6 protein-coding genes and 1 pseudogene are annotated in these 7,910 nt (G+C 64.5%); 3 read left to right on the top strand and 4 right to left on the bottom strand.

Features of this window, described 5'->3' with window-relative positions; translation table 11 throughout:
* A partial coding sequence (locus SKZ59_RS28050) for an autotransporter outer membrane beta-barrel domain-containing protein (RefSeq protein WP_319993592.1) occupies nucleotides 1–370 on the top strand: 370 nt, incomplete at its 5' end.
* Nucleotides 371–535: 165 nt separating this feature from the next.
* Nucleotides 536–829, top strand: a complete 294-nt coding sequence (locus SKZ59_RS28045) for a DUF6916 family protein (protein ID WP_235194233.1) — start codon at nucleotides 536–538, stop codon at nucleotides 827–829.
* A gap of 63 nt (nucleotides 830–892) precedes the next feature.
* Here SKZ59_RS28045 and SKZ59_RS28040 read toward each other — a convergent pair whose 3' ends face one another.
* The 4 genes and pseudogenes from SKZ59_RS28040 to SKZ59_RS28025 form a co-directional block, all read right to left on the bottom strand.
* Complete coding sequence (locus tag SKZ59_RS28040; protein ID WP_072452549.1) at nucleotides 893–1,426, bottom strand: phage tail protein; 534 nt, start codon at nucleotides 1,424–1,426, stop codon at nucleotides 893–895.
* Between the two features lie 48 nt (nucleotides 1,427–1,474).
* Nucleotides 1,475–2,008, bottom strand: coding sequence for a phage tail protein (locus SKZ59_RS28035; protein ID WP_319993591.1), 534 nt, complete (start codon nucleotides 2,006–2,008; stop codon nucleotides 1,475–1,477).
* A gap of 29 nt (nucleotides 2,009–2,037) precedes the next feature.
* Nucleotides 2,038–2,295 carry a phage tail protein gene (locus tag SKZ59_RS28030; RefSeq protein WP_252867564.1) on the bottom strand — a complete coding sequence of 86 codons (258 nt, stop codon included), beginning with the start codon at nucleotides 2,293–2,295 and terminating at the stop codon, nucleotides 2,038–2,040.
* A 99-nt stretch (nucleotides 2,296–2,394) separates the two neighbouring features.
* A pseudogene (locus SKZ59_RS28025) lies at nucleotides 2,395–2,538 on the bottom strand (phage tail protein); the annotation flags it as partial.
* Between the two features lie 356 nt (nucleotides 2,539–2,894).
* On the opposite strand from SKZ59_RS28025, the gene SKZ59_RS28020 reads away from it, so the two are divergent.
* Nucleotides 2,895–7,910, top strand: a 5,016-nt coding sequence (locus tag SKZ59_RS28020; RefSeq protein ID WP_319993590.1) for a beta strand repeat-containing protein, incomplete at its 3' end; no start/stop codon positions are given.

Raw genomic sequence — 7,910 nt, 5'->3', positions numbered from 1 at the left:
GGGGGGCATCAACGCCCTGAGCTACTTCAAGCAGACCGTGCGTTCGCGCATCGGCGCGCTCGGTGTGCGGGCCGAGGGCATCTATGTGGGCGGCCTGGGCACGTGGTTCCCGCGCGCGCGGCTCGAGTACCGGCACCAGTTCCAGGGCGCCGATGATGCGCGCCTGGCGTATGCCGACCTGGTGGCGGACGGTCCCGTGTACGTGATCCGCACGGTGCCGCAGCAGACGGGCAACTGGGCGGCGGGGCTGGGCGTCAAATTGCTGCTGTCGAACGGCATGACCATCACCCTCGACTACAACAGCAATCTGAACATCGATAGCGGACGTACCCAGTCGGTGATGTTCGGTATCGCGATGCCGCTCAAGTAGCGTTGTGAATCAAGGAAGTGACGCCGCGGGGCGGGAGCCGGTGCTTCCGCCCCGCGGCGCATGTGGCGTCTGGTTTTTCATGTCATTGCCGTGCCAGGGCGGCAATGATTCCATTAGAATCAGGCATCGTCTTCACCACACTGCTTACGGAATGGAATACCTGGAATGATGACTGTCCTGACCCTTGAACATTTTGCCGCACGCATCAACGAGACGTTTATTGCGGCCAGTGACGGCAATGCCGCCTTTGTCTTGAAGGAAGTGCAGCCGCTGCCGTCAGCGACCCTGGAGGGCTTGATGCGCAAGCCGTTCAGTCTGCTGTTTCACCATAGCTCCCCCATCCTGTTCAGCCAGAAAATCTTCCAGATGCAGCATGAGGCGTTTGGCGAGGTGGGTATCTTTTTGGTGCCGGTGGCGCGTGACAGCCACGGCTTTCTGTACCAGGCAGTATTCAACTGAGGCCGGTACGCGAGAAGGGCAGGGCGGCACCGCGCTGGCGCCGCCTGCCTGGATGAATCCAACTTAGTCGAATGACGGGAATTCGCCTTGCAGCGCGATGCAGAAATTCAACGCCAGCATCGGCTGGCGGTTTTCGTGCGCCTGGCCGCCACCGGCACTACCGATCGCGGTCGGGGACAGCGATGCATTGGGTGGCGTTGCCGGCACGAACGCGGACGTGCCGCCAAGCGCAATCAAGCCATCACCCGGAAGCGGTGTGTTGTGCTGCAGGGCGGCGGTGGGCTGGCGGTACACATTGAGTTGGTGGGCGTGGTTCGGCATTTCCGTGGTGTTCAACGTGACGCTGTTGGTGCCGAAGGTCTCGCCCATCACGCGCGGTGTCAGGCCCGGCCCCTGGCCCTGGCTGCACGGCGCGCGTCCCGTGAAGTTGGGCAACTGGAAGGTCGTGGTCCCATTGCCGCCATACTGCGTGCCGATCAAGGAAAACAGCGCGCTGTATTGCTGGATTTGCAGGGTGGCGCCATTGCAGCTGGCCCATCCGTAAGGTGTGAAATTGAAGCCGAAGACTTGTATTTCGCCAAGGTATGGTGAGGTCACGGTAGGTTCTCCTGATCGATTTTAGGGGCTGCGCTTGCGTGCCGGCTGTTATTGCTGGGATGGGAAAATGCCTGCCCATGCGATGCAAAATGACGCTGTCAGGGTTGGCATGGTGTTCTCGTGCGGCAGGTTGCCGCCTGTCGCGCCCGTGGCGGCCGGTGCCAGTGCATAGGCGGTCAGGCCGGTCAGATCGCTCGTGTACATCTTGTCGTTATTCGACGGGGCAGTCAGCAGCAGGTTGGCCGCCGGCACGTTCGACGTCGCCAGGGTGCTGTTCACACTGAACGGGTGCGTATGCAAAGGAAGCTGGGTCGGCAGCAGGGTCACCGATTCACTGCCGCTTCGTTGTCCGAGGGGGCGGTTGCTCAGGCCTGGACCGGTACCCATGTGCAGGGGAACCTGGCCGCGCAGGTCGGGCACGGCAAAGGTGTTGACGCCGTCGCCGCCGTAGGTGGTGCCCAGCAGGGCGAACAGGACTTCATTCTCGGCGATCGATTTCAGGCTGCCGTCGCAGGCGAACCAGCCGCTGGGAATGCGGGAAAAGGCAAACAGGCGAATTTCGCCGACATAGGGTGTGGTCATGACTATGCTCCGTAAGAGTGGCGGATTCGTTAGTTGCGCGATGGGAAGATACCGCTCAAAGCGATATTGAAGTTGATGACCGAGAACGGCTGCATGTTGGGATGCGCCTGGTTGCCGCCGGCCAACGCCAAGGTCTGGCTGGACAGGGGCACTTGCGGTCCCGCCGAACCGTAGATGGATTCCGCGCCACTGCCGCCAAACAGGGTATTGGTGGGGTTTTTCGAGGTGCCCGGCGTCGTCACCGCATTGGCCGCATGCGTGTGCGGCGGAATTTGGGTCGCTAGCAAGGTGACAGCCTCCTGCCCCGCCCGTGTACCGGTCTGGTATGGCGATGGTTGCCACGCGCCATCGACCGAAGCACCCGCGCCAACCGGGGTACAGCCTTGCAAGTTAGGCAAGGCAAAGGTGTTACTGCCGTTCCCCCCGTAAGCGGTACCCAGCAGTGCAAACAGCGCCTGATTCTGCGCAATGGGCAGCAATTGCCCGTTACATGCTGCAAAGCCACGCGGCGCAAAATTGAAGCCGCCCATCATGATTTGTCCTAGATACACATCAGCCATCATCGTTCTCCCACGGTTGGAATGCAGCTCAATGGCAAACGAATAATATTTTCCATTTGCAATCAATGTTGCGTTTTAAAAAACCCTTTTTGTTATAGTTACTTTATTGAAATCTCGGAGTAGCATACGTTGTCATATGGCAAGCGTCAACATATGTTGGCACTGTAGAAGAGCCCGGAATGGGCAGCGCTGACGGCCTGAAATCACCTTCATTTTTGTCTGAAAAACTCTGTATTGGAGAAACTATGTCGCGTATTTGCAACGACATCATCGGCCGTCCGGCACTTTCTTTTCTGCTCGCCTTGTTTGCTGGAAATCGGAAACGAATGTCGGATCGCGGCGCCAGCGGGACGTTGTTAGCTTGCCGTCTCGGGCAGTGGTTCGCTGCGCTGTGCCTGCTGATGCTGGCGTTCGTCGCCAATCCTGCGCAGGCCGTGCCGAGCGTGAAATGTACGGCCAGCCAGAGTTTTTCAGTCGCCTCGGGCGGCTCGCATATCATCGACCTGTCGTCCTGCAGCGGATTCGGCCTGATTGACAATAACGCGACGCCCTTGCACGGCACGATTACAGGCCTCGTCAATAACAGCGATGGCATCGCCACCTATATCAACAATGGCGACGGGGCGCTGTCCGACAGTTTTATCCTGCTCGACGAGGATAGCAAGGAGGTGACTTTCACCGTGACAGTCGCGCCCGCGGCGGCCGCCTTTACGGTGTTGCCGGGCAGTTTGACCGCGCCCGTGATCGGCACACCTTACAGCCAGACCATGTCGTCGAGTGGCGGCATCGCTCCATACACCTATGTGCTCGATTCCGGCACCTTGCCACCCGGTATCAGCGTATCGCCGAGCGGCGTGATTTCCGGCACCGTGACGGCTACCGGCGCCTATGTGTTCGGCGTCAAGGTTACCGACTCGACCCCGGGCACGCCGCAGGTGGTCATCAAGAACTATTCCGTGTCGATCGCCGTACCGATCTTGTCCATCACCCCCACCACCCTGACGGCGGGAGGCTTGGCGACGCCCTATAGCCAGCAGATGTCGACCGCGAATGGCACCGCGCCCTATACCTATGTGGTGGAGTCGGGTGCCTTGCCCACGGGCCTGAACATGTCGAGCAGCGGCCTGCTTTCGGGCACGCCCACCGCCCTGGGTACCTATAACTTTGTGATCAAATCCACCGATGTCACGGGCGGCAATGGACCGTACAACACGTCCAGAAGCTATTCCCTGGTGATCAATGCCCAGCCGCCGCCGACCATCACAGGCGTGACGCCTGCGTCCGGCCCCAGCACTGGCGGCACGGCCGTCACCATTACCGGTACCGGCTTTACGGGCGTCACGGCGCTGAAGTTTGGCGCCAACAATGGCGTCGCCATTACCGTCGTCAACGCCACGACCATGACCGCCACGTCGCCAGCCGGCAGCGCCGGCACCGTGAACGTCACCGTCACCGCCAGCGGCGGCACCAGCGCCACCGGCGCCGCCAACCAGTTCACGTATATTCCTGCGCCGACGGTCACCAGCATTTCACCCACGGCAGGTCCTACCGCCGGCGGCACCAGCGTCACCATCACGGGCACGGGCTTTACGGGCGCCACGGCCGTGACCTTCGGCGCCACGGCAGCGACCGGCTTTACGGTCAACAGCGCCACGCAGATCACGGCGACGGCACCGAGTGGCAGCGGCACGGTCGACGTACGCGTGACCACGACGGGCGGCACCAGCGCCACCAGCGCGGCGGACCAGTTTACCTATGTGGCGGCGCCGACGGTGACGAGCATTTCGCCCACGGCCGGCCCGGCCACTGGCGGCGGCACCGTCACCATCACCGGTACGGGTTTTAGCGGCACGACGGCGGTGACCTTCGGCGCCACGTCGGCGACGGGCTTTACCGTCAACAGCGCCACGCAGATCACGGCGACGGCGCCAGCGGGCACGGGTACCGTGGATGTGCGCGTGACCACGGCCGGCGGCACCAGCGCCACCAGCGCCGCCGATCAATTTACCTATGTGGCCGCACCAGTGGTGAGCAGCATTTCGCCCACCGCCGGCACAACTGCCGGCGGCACCACGGTCATCATTACAGGCACGGGCTTTAGCGGCACGACGGCCGTGACCTTCGGCGCCACGGCGGCGACCGGCTACACGGTCAACAGTGCCACGCAGATCACGGCGACGGCGCCGGCGGGCAGCGCCGGCACGGTCAACGTGCGCGTCACTTCGGCCGGCGGCACCAGCGCCACCGGCGCCGGGAATCAGTACACCTACGCGGCAGTGCCGGCAGTAACGAGCATTTCGCCCACTGCCGGTCCGGTTACCGGCGGCACGAGCGTCACCATCACGGGCTCGGGCTTTACGGGCGCCACGGCGGTGACCTTCGGCGCCACGGCGGCGACTGGCTACACGGTCAACAGCGCCACGCAGATTACGGCCACGGCACCACCTGGCAGCGCCGGTACGGTGGACGTACGCGTCACCACGACGGGCGGCACCAGCGCGACCAGCGCGGCGGACCAGTTCACGTACGTGGCGGCGCCGGTGGTCAGCAGCATTTCGCCGACGGCGGGGCCCACGACGGGCGGCACCACGGTCATCATCAGTGGTTCGAATTTCAGCGGCACGACGGCGGTGACGTTTGGCGCCACGTCGGCCGCCGGCTTTACCGTCAACAGCGCCTCGCAGATCACGGCAACGGCGCCGGCCGGCACGGGCACGGTCGATGTGCGCATCACCACAGTTGGAGGCACCAGTGCCACCAGCGCGGCGGACCAGTTCACGTATGTGGGTGCACCGGTGGTGAGCGGTATTTCCCCCACCTTTGGTCCGACAGCCGGTGGCGCCAGCGTCACCATCACCGGTGCGAATCTTAGCGGCGCGACGGCGGTAACGTTCGGCGCTACGGCAGCGACCGGCTTTACGGTCAACAGCGCTTCGCAAATCACGGTGACGGCGCCCGCCGGCACGGGCACGGTCGATGTGCGCGTGACCACGATTGGCGGCACCAGCGCCACCGGTGCGGCGGACCAGTTCACTTATGTGGCGGTGCCCGTTGCCGGCGCAGTCAGCGCGACGGTGGCGTACGGCAGCAGCGCAAATCCGATCACCCTGGCCCTGAGCGGCGGTGCCGCCACCTCGGTGGCTGTGGCGTCCGCTGCATCGCATGGCACTGCGACGGCCAGCGGCACCAGCATCACCTACACGCCGACGGCAGGTTATGGCGGCAGCGACAGCTTTACCTACACGGCCACCAATGGCAGTGGCACGTCGGCACCGGCCACCGTGACGATCACCGTCGGTGCGCCGACCGTGACGGTCGCGCCAGCCACCGTGCCCGGCGCAGCAATCGGTGCGGCATACAGCCAGAGCATCAGCGCAGCGAACGGCTTGGCGCCATATGCGTACGCGATCAGCGCCGGTGCCTTGCCGGCTGGCCTGAGCTTGTCCAGCACCGGTGTGCTGTCGGGTACGCCAACGGCGGGCGGTACCTTCAACTTTACCGTGCTCGCCACGGACAGTTCGACGGGCAGCGGCCCGTATTCGGGCGCACGCGCCTATTCGCTGACGGTAGCGGCGCCGACGATCAGCATCGCGCCTGCAAGTCTGCCGGCAATGACCACTGGCGCCGCCTTCAGCCAGGGTATCAGCGCCACCGGCGGCACGGCGGCATATAACTATGCCGTCAGCGCTGGCAGCCTGCCAGCGGGACTGAGCCTGGCGCCGGACGGTACCTTGTCCGGCACGCCGACGGCGATCGGTGCGTATAACTTTACCGTTACCGCCACCGACAGCAGCACGGGTGCCGGTGCCCCTTTCACTGGTTCGCATGCCTATTCCGGCATGGTGGTGGTGGCGGCTCCAGTGGCCGGCGCCGTCAGCGCCACGGTGGCGTACGGCAGCAGCGCCAATCCAATCACCCTGAACCTGAGCGGCGGCGCGGCGGTGTCGGTCGCGGTGGCATCCGCAGCATCGCATGGCACGGCGACGGCCAGCGGCACGAGCATCAGCTACACGCCGACGGCAGGTTATGGCGGTCCCGATAGCTTTACCTATACGGTTACCAACGCCAGCGGCACGTCGGCACCGGCCACCGTGACGGTGACGGTGGGTATTCCCAATATCAGCCTGACGCCGGCCACCCTGCCCAATGCGACGGCGGAAGCGGCTTACACAGCAACCTTGACGGCGGCCGGCGGCACGGCGCCATACACCTTCAGCGTGGCCAGCGGTACCTTGCCGGCCGGCTTGAGCCTGAACGCATCGACCGGCGTGGTGTCCGGTACGACCAATGTGGCGGGCAGCTTCCCTGTCAGCATCAAGGTTACGGACAGCAGCACGGGGGCAGGGGCGCCGTTCAGCGCTACCAACAGCTACACCTTGAGCGTTGCCGCCCCCGTAATCGTGGTGACGCCAAGCACCTTGCCGGCGCCGAAAGTGGCCACGGCATACAGCCAGCAATTGGCGGCCAGCGGCGGCATCGCTCCGTATGCGTATACGGTATCGAGCGGTAACCTGCCAGCGGGCCTGACCTTGAACAGCAGCGGTTTGCTCAGCGGTACGCCAACGGCGGCCGGCAGCTTCACCGTGACAGTGCAAGCGGCCGATGCGCACCAGTTCACCGGTACGCGCAGCCACACCCTGGTGGTGTCCTCGGCCACCGTCAGCCTGACGCCGGCCACCCTGCCGAATGCGGCGGCGGAAGCGGCCTACACCGCAACCTTGACAGCGGCGGGGGGCACGGCGCCGTATACCTACAGTGTGACCAGCGGCACCTTGCCCGTCGGCCTGAGCCTGAATGCGGCCACCGGCGTGCTGTCCGGTACGACGAATGTGGCCGGCAGCTTCCCGGTCAGCATCAAGGTCACCGACAGCAGCACGGGCGCGGGGGCGCCGTTCAGTGCCACCAACAGCTATACCTTGAGCGTTGCCGCGCCGACTATCGCGGTGACCCCGGCAACGTTGCCGGCGCCGAAAGTGGCCACGGCATACAGTCAGCAATTGTCGGCCAGCGGCGGTGTTGCTCCGTATGCCTATACGGTGTCGAACGGCAGCCTGCCAGCGGGCCTCACCCTGAGCAGCAGCGGTTTGCTCAGCGGCACGCCGACGGCGGCCGGCAGTTTCACGTTGACGGCGCAAGCGGCCGATGCGTACCAGTTCACCGGCACGCGCAGCTATACCCTGGTGGTGTCCTCGGCCACGGTCAGCCTGACGCCGGCCACCTTGCCCAATGCGACGGCGGAAGCGGCATATTCTGCGCCCCTGGTGGTGACTGGCGGCACGGCGCCCTACACCTACAGCGTGACCAGCGGCAGCCTGCCGGCCGGCCTGAGCCTGAACACTGCC

Origin of the sequence: Janthinobacterium sp. GMG2 (genome assembly GCF_033949445.1) — a bacterium.
GTDB classification, from domain to species: Bacteria; Pseudomonadota; Gammaproteobacteria; order Burkholderiales; family Burkholderiaceae_D; genus Janthinobacterium; species Janthinobacterium aestuarii.
Note: the sequence above shows the minus strand (reverse complement) of the source record. Positions and strands in the feature narration are given on the sequence as shown.

Coding starts and splice junctions, on each gene's coding strand:
- SKZ59_RS28045 (WP_235194233.1), top strand. CDS start 536: ATGATGACTGTCCTGACCCTTGAACATTTTGCCGCACGCATCAACGAG.
- SKZ59_RS28035 (WP_319993591.1), bottom strand. CDS start 2,008: ATGACCACACCCTATGTCGGCGAAATTCGCCTGTTTGCCTTTTCCCGC.